This window comes from Aliagarivorans marinus DSM 23064 (genome assembly GCF_000429485.1).
In the GTDB taxonomy this organism is placed as follows: domain Bacteria; phylum Pseudomonadota; class Gammaproteobacteria; order Enterobacterales; family Celerinatantimonadaceae; genus Aliagarivorans; species Aliagarivorans marinus.
Genome location: NZ_KE386908.1, coordinates 326,192 through 345,593 on the forward strand (window position 1 = coordinate 326,192; position 19,402 = coordinate 345,593).

Annotated in this window: 14 protein-coding genes; 10 read left to right on the top strand and 4 right to left on the bottom strand. The window is 54.2% G+C overall.

From position 1 onward, the window contains the following. Positions 1–28: 28 nt before the first annotated feature. The 3 genes from mutS to G461_RS0119045 form a co-directional block, all read right to left on the bottom strand. Positions 29–2,566 carry a DNA mismatch repair protein MutS gene (mutS, locus tag G461_RS0119035; RefSeq protein ID WP_026973034.1) on the bottom strand — a complete coding sequence of 846 codons (2,538 nt, stop codon included), beginning with the start codon at positions 2,564–2,566 and terminating at the stop codon, positions 29–31. Positions 2,567–2,809: 243 nt separating this feature from the next. Beyond that, positions 2,810–3,580, bottom strand: a complete 771-nt coding sequence (locus tag G461_RS0119040; RefSeq protein ID WP_026973035.1) for a hypothetical protein — start codon at positions 3,578–3,580, stop codon at positions 2,810–2,812. 45 nt (positions 3,581–3,625) lie between these two features. After that, entirely contained in the window at positions 3,626–4,285 is a 660-nt protein-coding gene (locus G461_RS0119045) for a Bax inhibitor-1 family protein (protein WP_026958528.1), read from the bottom strand. A 270-nt stretch (positions 4,286–4,555) separates the two neighbouring features. Here G461_RS0119045 and recA point away from each other — a divergent pair, with 270 nt between their 5' ends. The 7 genes from recA to G461_RS0119080 all read left to right on the top strand — a co-directional run bounded on the left by recA (position 4,556) and on the right by G461_RS0119080 (position 11,887). Further along, a complete protein-coding gene (gene recA / locus G461_RS0119050) occupies positions 4,556–5,605 on the top strand; it encodes a recombinase RecA (protein ID WP_026973036.1) in 1,050 nt (349 codons plus the stop codon). Between the two features lie 5 nt (positions 5,606–5,610). Further along, complete coding sequence (locus G461_RS0119055; protein WP_026973037.1) at positions 5,611–6,072, top strand: regulatory protein RecX; 462 nt, start codon at positions 5,611–5,613, stop codon at positions 6,070–6,072. A gap of 167 nt (positions 6,073–6,239) precedes the next feature. Beyond that, the gene (gene alaS, locus G461_RS0119060; RefSeq protein ID WP_026973038.1) at positions 6,240–8,864 is read left to right on the top strand and encodes an alanine--tRNA ligase; all 2,625 of its coding nucleotides are present in this window, start codon (positions 6,240–6,242) and stop codon (positions 8,862–8,864) included. Between the two features lie 34 nt (positions 8,865–8,898). Then, the gene (locus tag G461_RS0119065; protein ID WP_026973039.1) at positions 8,899–10,116 is read left to right on the top strand and encodes an aspartate kinase; all 1,218 of its coding nucleotides are present in this window, start codon (positions 8,899–8,901) and stop codon (positions 10,114–10,116) included. Positions 10,117–10,228: 112 nt separating this feature from the next. Continuing rightward, positions 10,229–10,417: a carbon storage regulator CsrA gene (gene csrA, locus G461_RS0119070; protein ID WP_026958533.1), complete on the top strand. Its 189-nt coding sequence runs from the start codon at positions 10,229–10,231 to the stop codon at positions 10,415–10,417. Positions 10,418–10,556: 139 nt separating this feature from the next. Further along, positions 10,557–11,150: a porin family protein gene (locus G461_RS0119075; RefSeq protein ID WP_026973040.1), complete on the top strand. Its 594-nt coding sequence runs from the start codon at positions 10,557–10,559 to the stop codon at positions 11,148–11,150. Positions 11,151–11,293: 143 nt separating this feature from the next. Then, the gene (locus G461_RS0119080) at positions 11,294–11,887 is read left to right on the top strand and encodes a porin family protein (RefSeq protein WP_026973041.1); all 594 of its coding nucleotides are present in this window, start codon (positions 11,294–11,296) and stop codon (positions 11,885–11,887) included. 22 nt (positions 11,888–11,909) lie between these two features. Here G461_RS0119080 and G461_RS24880 read toward each other — a convergent pair whose 3' ends face one another. Further along, positions 11,910–13,073 (bottom strand): 3-phenylpropionate MFS transporter, encoded by a 1,164-nt coding sequence (locus G461_RS24880; protein WP_051333698.1) that lies wholly within the window; start codon positions 13,071–13,073, stop codon positions 11,910–11,912. Between the two features lie 216 nt (positions 13,074–13,289). Between G461_RS24880 and G461_RS0119090 the strand changes: the two genes are divergently transcribed. From G461_RS0119090 to G461_RS0119100, 3 genes are all read left to right on the top strand, one after another. Next, positions 13,290–14,111 carry a methylated-DNA--[protein]-cysteine S-methyltransferase gene (locus tag G461_RS0119090; protein ID WP_026973042.1) on the top strand — a complete coding sequence of 274 codons (822 nt, stop codon included), beginning with the start codon at positions 13,290–13,292 and terminating at the stop codon, positions 14,109–14,111. 171 nt (positions 14,112–14,282) lie between these two features. After that, positions 14,283–16,784, top strand: a complete 2,502-nt coding sequence (locus G461_RS24885) for a glycoside hydrolase family 3 protein (protein WP_051333699.1) — start codon at positions 14,283–14,285, stop codon at positions 16,782–16,784. A gap of 73 nt (positions 16,785–16,857) precedes the next feature. Continuing rightward, positions 16,858–19,296 carry a glycoside hydrolase family 94 protein gene (locus tag G461_RS0119100; protein ID WP_026973043.1) on the top strand — a complete coding sequence of 813 codons (2,439 nt, stop codon included), beginning with the start codon at positions 16,858–16,860 and terminating at the stop codon, positions 19,294–19,296. Positions 19,297–19,402 lie beyond the last annotated feature (106 nt).

The following is a 19,402-nucleotide window of genomic DNA, read 5'->3' on the forward strand; positions in this document are numbered from 1 at the left end:
GGCCTTGATAGGGTCGGTAATTTTTGAGTTACAGCTGCTGCTTTAACTGATAGAGCAGCTCTAGCGCCTGGCGCGGCGTAAGCTCATCCGGGCTAATGCTCGCTAGCTGTTCCACCACCGGGTGAGGCTCGATACTCGGCGCTTCCATCACCTCTACCGGCAGTGATAACTGAGCGCTTTGCTGCTGCTCCAGCCCCTGCAGTTTGTGCTTCGCCTGACGAATAACAAACTGCGGAATACCGGCCAATGCTGCCACTTGCAGGCCATAACTTTTGCTGGCTGCGCCATCTTGAACCTGATGCATAAAGGCGATGGTATCGTGGTGCTCCACCGCATCCAGATGCACGTTGTACACCCCTTGCAGTAACTCTGGCAGCTGAGTCAGCTCGAAGTAGTGGGTGGCAAACAGGGTAAAGGCTTGCACCTTGGCCAGTGCTTCGGCCACCGACCAAGCCAACGACATACCATCGTAGGTGGAGGTGCCGCGGCCAATCTCATCCATCAGCACCAGACTGTGGGCGGTGGCGTTGTGCAGGATATTGGCGGTTTCGGTCATCTCTACCATAAAGGTTGAGCGGCCACTGGCTAAGTCGTCCGAGGCGCCTATACGGGTGAAGATCTTATCAATCGGCCCGATGGTGGCGCTCTCAGCCGGAACGTAGCTGCCGATACAGGCAAGCAGCGCAATCAGGGCGGTTTGGCGCATATAGGTCGACTTACCGCCCATGTTCGGACCGGTGACCACCAACAGATGGCGCTGCTGATTGAGCTGCACCGGGTTGGCGATAAACGGGGTGTCGTTGACCTGCTCGACCACCGGGTGGCGGCCGGCGCTGATCTCCAAACATGGCTGGTCGACAAAGCTGGGGCGGTGGTAGTTTAGGCTCTCAGCGCGCTCGGCCAGGTTATTCAGCACATCCAACTGGGCCAACGCCTGGGCGCTACGCTGCAGCTCACCCAGTGATGGCAGCAGCAGATCTAGCAGCTGTTCATAGAGCTGTTTCTCCAGCGCCAGCGCTTTACCTTGGCTGGAGAGTACCTTCTCTTCGTACTCTTTTAGCTCAGGGATTATGTAGCGCTCCATGTTTTTCAGCGTTTGGCGACGCACATAGCTAGCTGGTACTTGTTCGGAGTAGGCGCGGCTGACCTCGATATAGAAGCCATGCACCTTGTTGTAGCCAATCTTGAGGTTGGCGATGCCGGTAAGCTCGCGCTCGCGCTCCTCGATTTGTTGCAGGTATTGGTTGGCGCCTTCGCTGAGTGAGCGCCACTCGTCCAGCTCGCTGTTGTAGCCCTCGGCAATCACCCCGCCGTCGCGGATCAGCACCGGCGGATTGTCGATAATTGCGCGCTCTAGTAACTCCAGCAGCTGCGGGAACTCGCTGATCTGCTCGCCCAGTGCGCTTAGCGCCGGGCTGTCTTTGAGGTACATCTGCAACTCTGGCAACAGGCTAAAGGCATTGCGTAGGCGGGCGAGATCGCGTGGGCGGGCGGAGCGTAGCGCCAGGCGCGCCAAGATGCGCTCGATATCGCCAATGCCTTTCAGTACCGGTTGTAGCTGAGTCGGCAGGTCAAACTCAATCACTTCGGCAATCGCTTGCTGGCGCTGGATAATCTGCGCCTGACGACGCAGCGGCTGGTGCAGCCAGCGCCCGAGCAGGCGGCTGCCCATGGCGGTGGCGCAGCGATCGAGCACCGAGGCGAGGGTGTTATCGGTGCCGCCACTGAGGTTATGGGTAATCTCCAGGTTACGACGCGACGCGGCATCAACTTGGATAAAGTCGCTCTGCTGTTCCATTTTTAGCTGGTTGATATGCGGCAGGGCGGTGCGCTGGGTGTCTTTAACATACTGCAGCAGGCAACCGGCAGCACATAGCGCCAGGCCAGCTTGGGATACCCCAAAGCCATCGAGATGCTGGGTGCCAAATTGCTGGTTCAGTACCTGCTTGGCGCTATCGAGGTCGAACTCCCAGTCGCCACGGCGGCGCAGACCCTTGATATGGGCAAGGTTGGCGCTGTACTCGAAGCTGTCGGGGTAGAGCAGTTCTGCCGGGTTAAGTCGCGCCAGCTCGGCATTAAGCTGCTGCTCACCGCTGAGTTGCTTAATCAAAAACTCGCCGGAGCTGATATCGAGGTGGGCGATACCGAAGGCCTCGCCTTGATTGGTCACAGCGACCACTAAGTTGTCGCGCTTTTCATCGAGCAGCGCTTCATCGCTCACCGTGCCCGGGGTGATGATGCGTACCACCTTGCGCTCCACCGGCCCTTTGCTGGTGGCCGGGTCGCCAATCTGCTCGCAGATCGCCACCGACTCGCCCAAATTTACCAAGCGGGCCAAGTAGTTCTCTACCGCATGATAGGGCACGCCAGCCATCGGGATCGGCGTACCAGCACTCTGACCACGCTTGGTCAGCGAGATATCCAGCAGGTCAGCGGCGCGCTTAGCATCATCGAAAAACAGCTCGTAAAAATCCCCCATGCGATAGAACAACAAGATGTCCGGATGTTCCGCCTTCAGCGTGAGGTATTGGCGCATCATCGGGGTGTGTTTTTCGAGATTTTGCATAGAAACTGCTGCTTAACTAACAAGGGATAAAAGAGATGGAACAAGGATAAGAGTTGCGCAGCAAAAGGCAATCAGGATTTAGCAAAGCTGCTTCGAAGAGGCGGAGGGAGAAGAAACGGGGTGAGTTGGCTTTCCCGCTCACTTATCCACTTAGTCCAGAACCGCAGCTCTGGACATTGAGTCGATGTGAACTAAAAAGCGCCGCTCGCCCCGCTGATTTATCTCGATGAGAGCAAGGAAAACCTAGCGCTGGTATCTATTTTTCAAGAATGCGCCGATGAAGAAAACATAAAACAGATACAGTAATGCCAAGAAGAAACTGGAAAAAATCAAGCCAGCGGCATCGATTGCGCGGTCGAGCGTTGCTTCCCCTTCACTGTATCCCCCCCAGCATATCCCCATCGCAATACAGCACAGAAAAGCGAGGATCCAAAGTCCGGTATGTAGTTCCCAGATTCCCCCTATCAGCTGGGCTCCCAGTAGTAGGAAGAACACAGCAACACAGCAAAGCGTTCCATGGGAAATGCTTCCAAACCATGATGGCTTAGCCAGTGCCACGAAGGTGACCAAGGGAATAACGCATAGCAGTACGCTGAGAAGCTGGAGGGATTGTGCCTCACCTTCAAACAACCAAGAGCAGATATGCAGAATAGTGATGCTGATAAACGTCGTTCCCAAACTGGCCAAAAAGCTCACCCAAGGGCGGTCGAATAACAGAAAAACCAAGGAGGTGGTCGCTAACAACAAGGGGAGCATCCAAATCAGGTGTCCGCCGAAGTGCGCAATGAGCGACTGGTACGCCGCTTCATGGTGGGCTATCGCCCAATAGTTAAGGCTTAAGAACAACATGCTGAGCGTACCGATCAGCAGATGAAAACCTGCTGAAGGTAATCCAATCGTTGTATGCTCGGCTTTCGCGGTTTTAAAAAATCTTGGTTTCTTCGCTCGCTTAGCGAGTGTGGGTGAGTGGGCCAATGACTCATCGGTGGATGAATGGTTGAAACGGGAGGACATCTAGTTTCCTTTCTGGGTGTTGCTTTTGTTCGTATTAAATCGGAGTTACTTCCGGCGACCGAGTATCGACAAAATACGGATGAACAGGTTAATAATATCCATATACAGGGCCGCGGCACTGTCGATAGCGTTATCCAGGGTTTTAGGGATACGGTTAGCGCGCCCCCAGTCCACTCCGATATATCCGCAGAAAATCACTACTACAATCCAATCCATGATGCCTCGGTGACGACCAAAGAAGATCGCTTCAATCATCTCAACGACAATCACCATCAGCAGGGCTATCGTCAGCGCTCCCGCTATGCCTTGAAAGAAGCGTGGGAACAAGGTGCCCAAAATCATCATCAATAAGGTAACCGATGCAGTGACGCGAACAGCTTCGGCAATCAGCATAGGATCAAAGTCGGCCACAAAAACGTTCAGTACTAAGCCAAAAGGCACCACGACCATGTTGTAACCAATAAAGCTGATCAGCGGTGTTTCAGAGTTAGTGAACAACATAACGCCGCCAATGCAGCTTACAAAATACCCCCCAAAAAAGAGCAGCGGGTGGATACTTAACACTGCTTCAGGAGAGATGTTGGTTACCATCCACCAGTTAATCGCGAAGCCCCAAAGCAGGACCAATCCAATCGCAGCATTGTACATCGATGCACTTAGCTGTTTACCTCGGGTGTAACCTCTATCAAATACGCCAGTGTTCATAGGTGGGGTTGGCTCCTCTTATCGTTGTATTTTCAATGGGGTAGTGTGAGGCGGCATCATGAATCAAGCAGTCGATTGATACAACAGTAATTATTGTTGTTATGGGTGGGGGAGCGAATGTTGGGGGGGCCTGTCAGCACTTGGATAACTGAGAAATCGTTGGCTTGCAATACGCTGCTGAAAATTTCCTATACAGGTATTGATACTGTATGAACATCCAGTATACTGTGCTCAACAGTTACTACACGAATTCGCACCGTTGAGGGCAACATGGATCAAAACAAACAGAAGGCCTTAGCCGCTGCTCTTGGGCAGATTGAAAAGCAATTTGGTAAAGGCTCCATTATGAAGCTGGGCGATAACCGCACCATGGATATCGAAACCGTCTCTACCGGTTCGCTGTCTATCGATATCGCCTTGGGTGCGGGCGGTCTACCAATGGGCCGTATTGTTGAGATCTATGGTCCAGAGAGCTCGGGTAAAACCACCCTGACTCTGGAAGCGATTGCGCAAGCGCAAAAGGCCGGTAAAACCTGTGCCTTCGTAGACGCCGAGCACGCCCTTGACCCGGTCTATGCGAAAAAGCTGGGTGTAGACGTCGACAACCTGCTGGTATCGCAGCCAGATACCGGTGAGCAAGCGCTGGAAATTACCGACATGCTGGCTCGCTCTGGCGCGGTTGACCTGATCGTTATCGACTCGGTGGCAGCACTGACGCCAAAAGCTGAGATCGAAGGTGAGATGGGCGACAGCCACGTTGGTCTGCAAGCACGTCTGATGTCGCAAGCATTGCGTAAGCTGACCGCGACCCTCAAGCAAACCAACTGTATGTGTATCTTCATTAACCAAATTCGTATGAAGATTGGTGTGATGTTTGGTAACCCAGAGACCACCACCGGTGGTAACGCGCTGAAGTTCTACGCCTCGGTTCGTCTGGATATCCGCCGTATCGGTGCGGTGAAGCAGGGCGATGAAGTCGTGGGTAACGAAACCCGCGTGAAGGTTGTTAAGAACAAGATTGCACCGCCGTTTAAGCAAGCTGAATTCCAAATCATGTACGGCGAAGGCTTCAACCGTATGGGTGAGCTGGTCGATTTGGGCGTAAAAGAGAAGTTAGTTGATAAAGCTGGCGCGTGGTTCTCCTACAAAGGGAACAAGATTGGTCAAGGTAAGGCCAACGCTTGTAAATTCCTGAGCGAGCATCCTGAGATCGCCAACGAAATCGAAACCACCCTTCGTGCAAACCTGCTGGCCGTTAGCCAAGAAGAGCCAGAAGAAGTCGAAGCGCCAGTGGCTGAACAACCAGAGCAAGACGCTTAAGTCTGATGACTACCCCAAAGGCGGCGGTTTCCGCCGCCATGCAACTGCTGTCTCGCCGCAACTACAGCGAGCAGCAGCTCTTCCAAAAACTCCTCACTAAAGACTTTTCCGACGAGCAAGCCCAGTTGGCCTGCGACTATGCCATCGAGAACGGTTGGCTAAACGATCGCATCTACGCCGAGCAACTGGTTCGTTCCCAGTTCTCCAAAGCCTATGGCCCGAAACGGGCAAGCATGTACCTGCAAAGCAAAGGGATAGCCGCCAACCTTGCCAGCGAGATTGTCGCTGAGCCTGACTGGGATTGGTATGCAGCGCTAGAAAAGGCCTTTCACCGCAAGTACACGGCAAGCGACCTTAAAAACTGGCAACAACGGAGCAAGGTTTCGGCCTATTTGTACCGCCGCGGCTTCGCCTCTGACCTGATTAACATCCTCTATCAGGAAGTGACATCCGAAGACGGCGAGTGAGCGCGTAAAATCAGGCGTGAGCCCAGTGCTGATTGGGCTTTTTATGCACTCTAGTGCGTGCTATATTGTCCGGATATTTTTCAGTTTCACACGATATCGTTGGTTAAGCCGTTTTAACTGCTATTTTTCGCAGTTTATTAACCTTCGCCGTTATAGGACTCAATTTCATGAAGATGACGTCAGCTGAGCTCCGCAATGCCTTCTTAAGCTATTTTGAGCAGAAAGGTCACCAGGTTGTTGCCAGTAGTTCTTTGGTTCCCCACGACGATCCTACGCTGTTGTTCACCAACGCAGGGATGAACCAGTTCAAGGATGTATTCCTGGGCTCTGATAAGCGCGCCTACAATCGCGCGACTACCTCACAGCGCTGTGTTCGCGCCGGGGGTAAGCACAACGACCTGGAAAACGTCGGTTACACCGCACGTCACCACACCTTCTTTGAAATGCTGGGTAACTTCAGCTTTGGTGATTACTTCAAGCAAGACGCCATCAACTACGCGTGGGAGTTCCTCACCGAAGTGGCGGGTCTGCCGAAAGACCGCCTGTTGGTGACCGTCTACCAAACCGATGACGAAGCCTTCGATATCTGGACCAAACAAGTGGGCGTGCCTGCTGATCGAGTAATCCGCATTGGCGACAAGTCGGAAGACAAGCCCTATGAGTCAGATAACTTCTGGCAGATGGGTGACACCGGCCCGTGTGGTCCGTGTACCGAGATCTTCTACGACCACGGCGACCACATCTGGGGTGGACCTCCGGGTAGCCCTGAAGAAGATGGCGACCGCTTCATCGAGATCTGGAACGTGGTATTCATGCAGTTTAACCGTCACGCCGACGGCACCATGGAGCCGCTGCCAAACCCATCGGTAGATACCGGTATGGGCCTTGAGCGTATCGCCGCTATCTTGCAGGGCGTGCACTCAAACTATGAGATCGACATCTTCCAAAACCTGATTAAAGCGGCAGCGGAAATCATCGGCACTACCGATCTGGACAACAAATCACTGCGCGTGATTGCTGACCACATCCGCTCTTGCTCGTTCCTGATTGCCGATGGCGTGATGCCATCCAACGAAGGCCGTGGCTATGTATTGCGCCGCATCATTCGCCGCGCCGTGCGTCACGGTAACAAGCTGGGCGCAAGCGAAGGCTTCTTCAATAAGCTGGTTGTGGCGCTGATTAAAGAGATGGGCGAGGCCTATCCAGAGCTGGTTACCCAGCGTGCCATGATCGAAAAAGTACTGCGTCTGGAAGAAGAGCAGTTCGGTAAGACCCTTGATCGCGGCCTGCAAATCCTTGACGAAGCGCTAAGCGAGCTAAATGGCAAGGTTATCCCGGGCGAGCTGGTCTTCAAGCTGTACGACACCTACGGCTTCCCGGCTGACCTTACTGGCGACTTGGCCCGTGAGCGTGAGCTGAGCATCGACGAAGCCGGCTTTGAAGCAGCCATGCAAGCACAGCGCGAGCGCGCTAAGCAAAACAGCAACTTCGGCGTAGATTACAACGCGAACTTGGTCATCGATGGCGAGACTCGCTTCTTGGGTTACACCGAGCTAGATGCCAAGGGCCAAGTGGTTGCACTGTACAAAGACGGTGAAGCGGTTGAGCAAGCGGCAAGTGGCGATGAGCTGCTGGTGGTGCTTGATCAAACCCCGTTCTACGCCGAGTCAGGCGGTCAGGCTGGTGACCACGGCGAGCTGGCATTGGCCAATGGCCGTTTTGTGGTGCAAAACACCGTGAAAAACGGCAAAGCCTTTGTCCACATGGGCTACCTGGAAGGTGGCGAGCTAAGCGTTGGTGCTGAGGTAGAAGCCCGCGTTGATTCACGTCGTCGCTGGAATACCGCGCTGAACCACTCGGTCACTCACTTGCTGCACGCCGCATTGCGCCAGACTTTGGGCGAGCACGTGACCCAGAAAGGCTCGTTGGTTGAAGCGCAACGTCTGCGTTTTGACTTCTCTCATCTAGAAGCGGTGAGCACCAAGTCTATCCGTCAGATTGAGCACTTGGTAAACCAGCAAATCCGTCGTAACTGGCCGGTAGAAACTGCGGTTATGACCCTGGATGAAGCCAAGCAAAGCGGCGCGATGGCGCTGTTTGGCGAGAAGTACGACGATGACGTTCGCGTTGTGAAGATGGGCGACTTCTCCACTGAGCTGTGTGGCGGTACCCATGTAACCCGCACCGGTGACATCGGCTTCTTCAAGATTACTGCCGAATCAGGCATTGCTGCTGGGGTGCGCCGTATCGAAGCAGTTACCGGCCAGTACGCCATCGACCTGATGCACAAGGTAGGCGAAGAGGTGGAGCAAGCTGCGTCAATCCTGAAGACCGACCAATTCTCGGTAATTAAAGGTGTGCGCAGCGCGATTGATCGCACCCGACTGCTGGAAAAAGAAGTTGAGCAGCTTAAAGCCAAGCTGGCCAAAGCTGCTAGCGGCGACATCCTAAGCCAAGTTCAAGAGCTTGGCGGTGTGAAGGTGCTGGTTTCTGCGCTAGAAGGGGTTGAGCCAAAAGCCTTGCGCACCACCATGGATGACCTGAAAGTGAAGCTTGAGAGCGGCATTATCCTGTTGGGTGTGGCGGGTGAAGGCAAGGTCAACCTGATTGCCGGTGTGACCAAAGACCTAACTGGTAAAGTGAAAGCCGGTGAGCTGGTTAACGTGGCAGCTAAAGAAGTCGGCGGTAAGGGCGGCGGTCGCCCTGATATGGCCCAGGCTGGCGGTAGCCAACCTGAAAACTTGGCGAGTGCATTGGATGCCGCTCGTGAGTGGTTAAGCCAACAGCTGTAGTAGATTTTAAGAACAGGGAACCTAAGGAGAGACAGTGGCACTTATCGTACAGAAGTATGGTGGCACCTCAGTTGGGACATTAGAGCGGATCCAAGCGGTTGCTGACCGGGTGATCCGCACTCAACAAGCTGGCCATCAGGTAGTTGTCGTGGTTTCGGCCATGTCTGGCGAAACCAACCGTTTATTGGGTATGGCGAACGAGCTGGACGAAAATGCCAGTGAGCGCGAAAAAGACGTACTGGTATCCACCGGCGAGCAGGTCACCATTGCCTTATTGAGTATTGCACTGCAGCAAAAGGGCTGTAACGCGGTATCGATGACCGGCGATCAGGTGCGCATGCACACCGACGATGCCCACGGCAAAGCGCGTATCACCGATATCGATGATAAAAATCTGCGTCGTGAGTTGGATCAGGGTAAGGTTGTAGTGGTGGCAGGCTTTCAGGGCCGCTCTCCAGATAACCACATCACCACCTTGGGTCGTGGTGGCTCGGATACCACCGCGGTAGCCATTGCCGCAGCGGTGAAAGCCGATGAGTGTCAGATCTACACCGACGTGGATGGCGTCTATACCACCGACCCTCGGGTCGAGCCCAAGGCGCGCCGTTTGAAAAGCATTACCTTTGAGGAAATGCTGGAGATGGCCAGCTTGGGGGCCAAGGTATTGCAAATTCGCGCGGTAGAGTTTGCAGGTAAGTACAATGTACCGCTGCGGGTATTGTCGAGTTTCGACGAAGGTGAAGGAACCCTAATTAGTTACGAGGAGCAAAAGATGGAATCACCGGTTATCTCAGGCATTGCCTTTAATAGAGACGAGGCAAGCTTAACTATTCTTGGGGTTCCGGATAAGCCATCGGTTGCGGCCTCGATTCTGGCGCCGATTGGTGACGCGAACATCGACGTGGATATGATTATTCAGAACTCCATGGGCGATGGCACCGCTGATTTTACCTTTACCGTGCACCGTAATGATTACAAGCGTGCTAAGCTTTTGTTGCAAGAAACCGCCCAGAAGTTAGAAGCGCGCGAAGTTCAAGGTCGTGAGGATCTTGCAAAGATTTCCATCGTTGGCGTGGGCATGATGAATCATCCCGGCGTTGCGAAAACCATGTTCGAAACCTTCGGAAATGAAGGAATTAACATGCAACTTATCTCAACCTCTGAAATCAAAGTGTCAGTGGTTGTTGATGAAAAATATCTAGAACTAGGGGTAAGGGCTCTACACAGCGCCTTTGGCCTGGAACAATCATAGTTAGCTCTTTTTTACAAAGTAACTAGGCTTAGCGCTATAGTTTATTTGTGATCAAAGAAAAGCGGCTTTGTATGCGGTAAAAGAGCGACCGTTTAATTTAAGGAGATAGTTGATGCTTATTTTGACTCGCCGCGTTGGCGAAACGTTAATGATTGGTGATGAAGTTACCGTTACTGTATTGGGTGTTAAAGGCAACCAAGTACGTATCGGTGTTAATGCGCCAAAAGAAGTATCGGTTCACCGCGAAGAGATTTATATGCGCATACAAGCCGAGAAAAACGCGGCTAGCGGCAACGCCTAAGTATTGAAAAGCATTCTTTAGAAGCCAGTCTTTATGACTGGCTTTTTTTATACCTTCGATATTTTCAGAGGTCGGGGTAGGTTCATTTAGCTGAATATGCCAAAATGCCTGCGCATTATTTATCCTTTTGGTATCTAAGATGAAAAAACTTCTTTGTAGTGCGCTGCTGCTTGGCGCCAGTACTGTTGTGCCAGCGCACGCATTGACCCTTGAACTTGATGGCAACTTGGCTAGCACCTCCAGCTCAAGCTCTAGTTGGCAGGGCGATATGTCTGCCCGCCTGCGCCACGGTATTCCGCTATTCCCTAATGTGGGTATCACCGCTGCCAATCGCTCACAAGGCGATGCCTTCGATGGTAGCCGCGTGCAGTTCGAGTTGTTCTACAACCTGGTGGAGTCGTTTGCCTGGGAGCTGGACTTAGGTCTGGCCTATGAGCGCTGGAACGCCGACAAGAAACACTTGGCTGGCGTCGGTAGCGGCGAGCAGCTCTATGCCTCGGGACGCTTTAGCTGGCTGTTCCCTGCTTCTAATCTGGGGGTAATGGCCGATATGCAATACCCGCTCACCCACGAAGACTTCAAACGCGAGCAATGGCGCGTGGGCCTGAGTTACCGTTTTAACGAGCATCCGCAGCTGACTTTTAACGCCGGCTTTCAGTGGGAGGAGCTTAAGACTCGCTGGGCGAAGAACGACCGCAGTGGACCGTTTATGGGTGTGAACCTGCGTTTCTAGCCATGAGTGACTTATCTAAGCTATCGGCTTAGGTGGGTCATAATTCTGCATTGTGAATTAAAAATGACATTAAAAGCTGCTTGGTGTTTATATTTTAGCTCTTTATGTTAAAGTGCCGAAAAATTTATCTACTGCTGCTTTTTATGAAAAAAACTGTTTTGGCTTTAGGGCTGTTTTCGGTGGTGCTGGGCGCTCAAGCCAGCTTGTTTGAAGTTGAGCTAGAAGGCTCTTGGGCCAACACCTCTGGCTCATCATCCGACTGGCAAGGCGATGCAAGCCTGAGATTCTGGCATGCCTTGCCCATCATTCCTAACGTAGCTGCAGGGATGACTAAGCGTGATCAAGGGAATGTGTTCGATGGCTCAAGCTACAACCTTGAGCTGTTCTACCGCCTGTTTGACGCGGCCAACCTCCGGGTTGACTGGGGCTTGGCTTACGAGAACTGGAGCGCCGACCACAAATGGCTGGCCGGTACCGACGGTGGCGAGCAGCTAGCGGCGACCGCCCGAGTTAACTGGCGCCTGCCGTTTATGAACTTTGGCGTGATGGCGGATGCGCTGTACCCACTGCATGATGAGAAGTACCAACGCGAGCAATATCGCGCTGGCTTAAGCTACCGCTTCACTGAGTTCCCGGAGTTTCGAGTAACCGGCGGCTATCAGTGGGAAGATATGAAGGCGCCGCTACATCGCGAAAGCTACAGCGGCCCCTTTGTTGGCATTAACTTCCTGTTTTAGGCTGCTAACGCCAATTAGGTGACTAAACCGCTCCTTTAGGGGCGGTTTTTTTTGCCAGTAGGGGAATGGCCAGCAGGTTTAAGCCTGCCATGATCCAGAAGATGTTGCCGCTGATATCGGCATACAAAGCGCCACACAGGAAGGTCAGCAGCGCAGTGCCCAGGTTCAGCGATAACGCCGAGTAGAGCGCTTGTAAGGAGATCGCTTGAGAGGCAGGGGCCTCGTGGGCGATATAGCGAATCACCGCGATCTGGGCCAGTGCAAAAGTCAGTGCATGCATGCTTTGAGTCAGCCCCATTAGCACCACGTTATCCACCGTGGCCACCAATGCCCATCGTATTGCCCCGGCGATAGCGGCCAGAATCAGCATGCGCAGTGGTGACCAGCTACGGAACCAGCGCATGCCGAAGATCATAATCGACATCTCACAGATCACCCCCACCGACCACAAGTAGCCAATGCTGGCATCGCTAAAGCCGATATCCCGGAAATACAGCGAGCCATAGGCGTAGTAGGCGGCGTGAGCGCCTTGGATAAGTGCTGTAGCCAATATAAAGCGGCGGGCGTTGGAGTCGGCCAGCACCTTGAAAAGCCGTCCTTTCGGTTGAGCGTCTGCGACTGGGCTTGCATCATCTTCCAGTGAATCAGCGCGTGCAACCCAGCTAAGCAGCAGCGTGAGCAGCGCTGCACCAATCGCAGCATAGAGAATACTCGGTGTGCCATAGCGGCTAAGCACGATGCCCATCAGCGAAGATGAGATAATAAATGCCACCGAGCCGGATACCCGCGCCCGGCCATAATCGATCCCCAAGCGGCTAACCCAGCGGGTTGCGATGGCATCGCTCACCGGGATCATGGTAGCCACAAAGAAGTTGAGTGTGAGCGTGAGCAGGCACAGCCAGAAGTAGTTATTAAGAAACAGAAAGGCGGTGAGCACGGCCAGCGATGCAAACGCCACCCAACTGAGTAGCGGTGGCAGCTGCTCGGAGCGTTTGGCCAGTGGCATCAGCAACATGCTGCCCAAGGCCCGGGTGAGCATACCTGCGCCCAACAGGATACCAATCGCCGATACCGACATGCCTTCCCCCTCCAGCCACAGCGACCAGAACGGCAGGAAGATACCCCAAAGGAAAAACAAACCAGCATTAAAGCTGGCAATCCAGGGAGCGGCACTCAGTTTGATCACGCGATGATGTCCTAGAGAGGGAAATGATGGCGCAGAGTGTATATCAAATGCCTGTCATATGTGAGGACTTCTGTGTAACAAACTGTCAGGTGGAAAACGCGCCTTTGCTGCAGCAAAAGCAAAGCCCGCAGTAAACGAGTATTGAGCAAGATTCAGGTCGAGCTTACCCGCTCTGTGGCGTAAAGTGAGTAAACCAGTTAATCCTAGCCCTGTGATATGCAAAATCGAGATTACCAGCGAATCAGCCAAGCGGTGGACTACTTAGTTAGCCATTACAGCACTAAACCTAGCTTGCAGCAGCTCGCCTCTGAGATGGCAATGAGCGAGTATCACTTGCAGCGACTGTTTAGCCAGTGGGTGGGGCTCTCGCCAAAGCGTTTTATGCAGTACTGCACCCTGCAACATGCCAAGCATTGCCTAGCCCGCTCGCAGTCTCAGTTAGAGTTAGCTGGCGACTTGGGACTGAGTGGGCCCTCCCGCCTCTATGACCTCTACGTGACGTTAGAGGCTGTCACCCCTGAGCAAGCCAAGTCGCAGGGCGAGGGCCTTGAGATTGGCTATGGCGTCGCTACTAGTCCTTTTGGCCAAGTGCTGATTGCCACCACCGAGCGGGGCATCTGTCATATGGGCTTTGTCGAGGATGACAGCGATCCCTTGCAGAGTTTGCGTGCGGCCTGGCCGAAGGCGAACTTGGTGATAAAGCCCATGCAAGCGCTCGCTGAGCAGATCTTCACGCCCAGCGAACAGCCTCGGGCGCTGCATCTGTGGGTTAAGGGCAGTAACTTTCAGGTACAGGTATGGCAAGCCCTGCTAAAAATCCCTTTCGGGGAGCGCTACTCCTATCAGCAGCTGGCCCAGCAGCTGGGACGGCCCACTGCTAGTCGCGCAGTCGCCAATGCGGTAGGGCGTAACCAACTGGCCTATCTGATCCCTTGCCACCGGGTGATCCGCGCCAGCGGTGTCGTGGGTGGCTACCGCTGGGGAGAGCAGCGTAAACAGGTGATGTTGGCGAGAGAATCGGCTCTAAAACACGCTTAACTTCTCCCACCCCAACGCCATGCAATCCATCATGCTTGCAGTTTCATCGGCGGTTTCATGTCTTGTGAGTCTGCTCCCAATTAACCCCGTTTTTGGACGCGCTCCCAAAAACGCATTTTTGTAGAATGAGGCCATTGCTATATCGCTATTTGAGAGTTGTTAATGAGCCTTATGGACTCCACCCCATACTTTGCCGAGTGGCCAGAGATCCGCAGCCAGATTGCCCCTAATGCGGCGCAAGAGCAGCAGATTGAGCAGATCCTCGCCCAGCTAAGTTTGCAGGAAAAACTGGGCCAGATGCTCCAGCCCAACCTGACCGACGTGACCCCCCAAGAAGTGACCGAGTATAAGCTTGGCTCCTTGCTAAACGGCGGTGGTAGCTGGCCGGGCAACGACAAGTACGCACCGGTAGAGGCTTGGGTTGAGGCGGCTGAGCAGTACTACCAGGCCAATGAAGCGGCCTGGCAGGGGCGCGGCTTTCGCATCCCGTTTATCTGGGGCAGCGATGCGGTGCATGGCCACAACAACGTGTTTCGCGCCACCATCTTCCCGCATAACATCGGTCTGGGCGCAGCCCAGGATGTGGATCTGATCCGTCGTATCGGGGTGGCTACCTCGGCAGAAGTGGCCGCCACTGGCATTGATTGGACCTTCGCCCCCACCGTGGCCACGCCGCGCGACTACCGCTGGGGCCGGGTTTATGAAGGTTACTCGGAAGACCCTGGGCTGGTGTATCACTACGCCGCCGCCATGGTAGAGGGTATCCAAGGCGATACCGAGCAGCTAGCCGGTGAGCGCCGGGTAGTGGCCACTGCTAAGCATTTTATCGGTGATGGCGGGACCGAACACGGTGTCGACCGTGGGATTAACCGCTACAGCGAAGAGCAGCTACTGAATATCCATGGCCTTGGCTATGTCAGCGCGCTAAATGCTGGCGTGCAGGCGGTGATGGCCTCGTTCAACTCCTGGGATCACAGCAACAACTATGCGCCGTCTAATATCGATTGCCAGTACAACGGCAAGATCCACGGTAGCCGTTATCTGCTCAGCGATGTGCTCAAAGACAAGATGGGCTTCGATGGGCTGGTCATCTCCGATTGGAACGGCCACAGCGAAGTAAGCGGCTCTAGCATGCAAGATGCTCGGCATACGGTAAACGCTGGCGTTGACGTGTTGATGGTAACCGCACGCAGCGACTGGAAGGCTTGTCTGACTAACCTGCAGCGCGATGTAGAGGCTGGGCTGATCGATGAGAGCCGGATTGATGATGCGGTACGCCGTATTCTGCGAGTCAAGCTGCGTGCTGGCCTGTGGGATAAGCCATCGCCTCAGCAGCGCGAATATGCCAATCAGCCACAGCTACTAGGTAGCGATGCACACCAACAACTGGCGCGCGAGGCGGTTCGTAAATCACTGGTACTACTAAAGAACAACCAGTCGTTGCTGCCACTATCTCCCAACCAAGCGGTGCTGCTGACCGGTAGCGGTGCCGATAGCATCAGCAAACAATGTGGCGGCTGGAGCCTGAGTTGGCAGGGTGATGATATCGCGGTGTCTGATTTCCCGGGCGCGCAGACCCTGGATTGCGCCTTAACCGGCTACCTCGGTGAGCAGCTGATCCGCGACGAAGCGCAGGCCCCGAAAGGCTGTGTGGCCGTAGTAGTGATCGGTGAGCAAAGCTACGCCGAGATGTATGGCGATATCAAAGCAGGGCAGACGCTAGATTTCAGCAGCTTGCATCCGAGCAATAACCAAGATGCCCAGACCATCGCCCGCCTAAGCGCCGCTGGCCACCCGGTGGTGACGGTGATGTTCAGCGGTCGCCCGCTGTATTGCACCGATCTTATCAACCACTCGCAGGCCTTTGTGGCGGCGTGGCTGCCGGGCACTCAGGGGGGGGGTATCGTCGATGTGCTATTCCGCGATCACCAAGAGCAGATGCAACACGATTTTCAGGGGCGCCTCAGCTTTAGCTGGCCGGCGCAAAAAGACGCCTTTGCCCTGAATCATCCGGCGACCCATATCCCGGACTTTGCCTCTCCGGCCAACGAGATTGATACCCGCGAGCAAGCAGCGCTATACCCACTGGGTTTTGGCCTGAGTTATCAAAGCGCTCAAGAGACCCCGCGTCTGGAGTTAGACAGCCGCGAGTTCGCCATCGATGTGGCCGAATACGTGCTGTTTGGCCGTGAAGCGCAGATCAGCCACCCCTTGTCGCTGGCGCTGCAATCGCAACAGCGTGCGGTGATGGTACCGGGCTGCTCGCCACTGGATGTAGCCGGCAGTCATATCGAGCCGATTAACTACCAACACCAGTACGACGCCCGTGCGGTGCAGGCCCAAGAGCCCTTCGAGCTGACTCTGGAAGTGCTACCGGGCTTGATGCCACTGCCGTGGGCGAGTGGCAAGGCGCTTGAGTTCTGCATCGATGTGAAGCTCGAGCAAGCGCCGCAAGCGCCGGTGTGGGTAGAACTGGAGCTGATGGGGTGGGGGCAGTATCGCTTTGACATCTCCGAGCAACTGCAACAAGCCGATGGCCAATGGCATAGCATCCGGGTCGCGCTGGATGACTCGCTACGCAGCCTGGAAGTGAACAACAAGGTTTGGCGCCTGCGCTGTGAAGACGCGGCCCACATAGCCTTTAGCAATATTTCTCTGGTGTTGGCCGATTAGGCCCTCCCAACAATTCACGAGTCGGCTGCGCGAGCAGCGACTTGAATTTTTTACTTAAGCGAAGAGTGTGAACATGAGCCTAGGTTACTTTGACGACCAACGTCGCGAATATGTGATTAACACCCCGAAGACCCCTTACCCTTGGATTAACTACTTGGGTAACGACGAGTTTTTCAGTCTGCTGTCGAATACCGCGGGTGGTTACAGCTTCTATAAAGACGCTAAGTTCCGTCGTCTGACCCGTTTCCGCTACAACAATGTGCCAGTGGACAGTGGCGGTAAGTATTTCTACATCAACGACGGTGGCTGTGTGTGGTCGCCTGCTTGGAAGCCGGCCCGCACCGACCTAGATAGCTACGAGTGTCGTCACGGCTTGGGTTACTCCACCATCGAAGGTCAAAAGCAGGGCTTGAGCGCGGCTGTGACCTACTTCATCCCAATGGGTGAGAACGCCGAAGTACAGATCGTTCGTTTGAAGAACACCACTGATCAGAGCAAAACCTTCAAGCTCTACTCCTTTGTTGAATGGTGTTTGTGGAACGCCGAAGACGATGGCGCTAACTTCCAGCGTAACTTCTCAACCGGTGAGGTTGAGGTAGAAGACTCGGTGATTTATCACAAGACCGAGTACCGCGAGCGTCGTAATCACTACGCGTTCTACTCGGTAAATGCGCCATTGGCCGGTTTTGAAACCGACCGTGACACCTTCTTGGGCAACGCAAACGGCTTTGACCACCCAGACGTGGTGTACGCCAATGAGAACCAAAACTCGATTGCTCACGGTTGGTCGCCGATCGCCTCACACTGCTTGGAGATCGAACTGGCAGCCGGTGAAGAGCGAGAGTTGGTATTTGTGCTGGGCTACCAAGAGAACGCGGAAGACGACAAGTGGGAGTCGAAAGCGGTTATCAACAAAACCGGTGCGAAAGAAGTGATTGCCCGTTACGCCACCCCTGAGCAGGCCAAAGCGGCGCTGCAGGGCGTGACCGACTACTGGAGCGATCGCCTGGACAACTACGTGGTTGATTCTAGCGATGAGCGCCTGAACCGCATGGTGAACGTGTGGAACCAATACCAGTGTATGGTGACCTTTAACTTCTCCCGTAGCGCCTCGTTCTTCGAGTCAGGCATTGGCCGTGGCATGGGCTTCCGCGACTCTAACCAAGACTTGATTGGTGTGATTCATCTGGAGCCGGAGCGTGCACGCCAGCGTATCCTGGATATTGCCGCCACCCAGTTTGAAGATGGCTCTGCCTATCACCAGTACCAGCCACTGACCAAGCGCGGTAACGCAGCGATTGGCGGTAACTTTAACGATGACCCGCTGTGGCTAATCCAATCGGTTACCCAGTACACCAAGGAAACCGGCGACTTCTCGATCCTTGACGTGCAAGTACCGTTCAACAACGACGAGAACAACACCGGCACCCTGCTGGCGCACCTGAAGGCCTCGTTCAACCATGTGATCAACAAGTTAGGTCCACACGGCCTACCACTGATTGGTCGCGCTGACTGGAACGACTGCCTGAACCTGAACTGCTTCTCGAAAGACCCGAACGAGTCCTTCCAAACCACCGAGAACAAAGGTGATGGTAAGGTTGCCGAGTCGGTGATGATCGCCGGTATGTTTGTCTACTTTGGTCAAGATTACGCTGAGCTGTGCAAAGAAGTGGGCGACAACGCCGAAGCGGATCGCGCACTGACTGAAATCGCGCGCATGTCTGATGCGATTAAACAGCACGGCTGGGATGGCGAGTGGTTCCTGCGCGCCTACGATGCGGCTGGCGATAAAGTCGGTAGTAAAGAGTGCGACGAAGGCCAGATCTTCATCGAATCTCAGGGCTTCTGTGTTATGGCAGGGGTTGGCTTGGAAGACGGTAAAGCGGAAGCGGCGCTTAATTCGGTTGAAGAGCACCTTTCTTGTGACTACGGGGTGTCGCTGCTGTATCCGGCCTACACCGAGTACAAGATTAACCTCGGCGAGATCTCTACCTACCCGCAAGGCTACAAAGAGAACGGTGGTATCTTCTGTCATAACAACCCGTGGATCATGATTGCCGAGACGAAGCTGGGTCGTCCGCAAAAAGCCTGGGAGTACTACACCAAGATCGCACCGGCTTATCAGGATGACAAGATTGAGCTGCACAAAACCGAACCTTATGTGTACGCCCAGATGATTGCTGGTAAAGAGGCCTTCAAACCGGGTGAAGCGAAGAACTCATGGCTAACCGGCACCGCGGCGTGGAACTTCCACACCATTGCCGAGCACATCTTGGGTGTCAAGCCGAGCTACAAAGGTCTGTTGATTGACCCATGTCTGCCGGCCGACTTTAGCCTGAACGCGATCAAGCGTCAGTTCCGTGGTGCTAGCTACAACATCGAGTTTATTCGCCAAAGCCCTGAGGCTACCAAGGTGAGTAAGGTTGAGGTGAACGGCCAAGAGATTGCCGGGCAAGTGGTGCCTGCGCAAGCGCAAGGCAGTGACAACAAGGTTGTCGTGACCCTTTCGTAGTAAGCCTCTCGTTGTATTAACGAAAGTAGTACGGTCAAACTAGCCTTTGACTATTGCCGGGCGCAAATGCCCGGCTTTTTTATGCCTGAATATCAGGCCTGTACTC

Bases quoted from the DNA above. Each gene is read 5' to 3' on its own strand.
- G461_RS0119080 (WP_026973041.1), top strand. From the start codon at position 11,294: ATGAAAAAAACTGTTTTGGCTTTAGGGCTGTTTTCGGTGGTGCTGGGC.
- G461_RS0119055 (WP_026973037.1), top strand. From the start codon at position 5,611: ATGACTACCCCAAAGGCGGCGGTTTCCGCCGCCATGCAACTGCTGTCT.
- csrA (WP_026958533.1), top strand. From the start codon at position 10,229: ATGCTTATTTTGACTCGCCGCGTTGGCGAAACGTTAATGATTGGTGAT.
- G461_RS24885 (WP_051333699.1), top strand. From the start codon at position 14,283: ATGGACTCCACCCCATACTTTGCCGAGTGGCCAGAGATCCGCAGCCAG.
- alaS (WP_026973038.1), top strand. From the start codon at position 6,240: ATGAAGATGACGTCAGCTGAGCTCCGCAATGCCTTCTTAAGCTATTTT.
- G461_RS0119090 (WP_026973042.1), top strand. From the start codon at position 13,290: ATGCAAAATCGAGATTACCAGCGAATCAGCCAAGCGGTGGACTACTTA.
- G461_RS0119100 (WP_026973043.1), top strand. From the start codon at position 16,858: ATGAGCCTAGGTTACTTTGACGACCAACGTCGCGAATATGTGATTAAC.
- G461_RS0119045 (WP_026958528.1), bottom strand. From the start codon at position 4,285: ATGAACACTGGCGTATTTGATAGAGGTTACACCCGAGGTAAACAGCTA.
- G461_RS0119075 (WP_026973040.1), top strand. From the start codon at position 10,557: ATGAAAAAACTTCTTTGTAGTGCGCTGCTGCTTGGCGCCAGTACTGTT.
- mutS (WP_026973034.1), bottom strand. From the start codon at position 2,566: ATGCAAAATCTCGAAAAACACACCCCGATGATGCGCCAATACCTCACG.
- G461_RS0119040 (WP_026973035.1), bottom strand. From the start codon at position 3,580: ATGTCCTCCCGTTTCAACCATTCATCCACCGATGAGTCATTGGCCCAC.
- recA (WP_026973036.1), top strand. From the start codon at position 4,556: ATGGATCAAAACAAACAGAAGGCCTTAGCCGCTGCTCTTGGGCAGATT.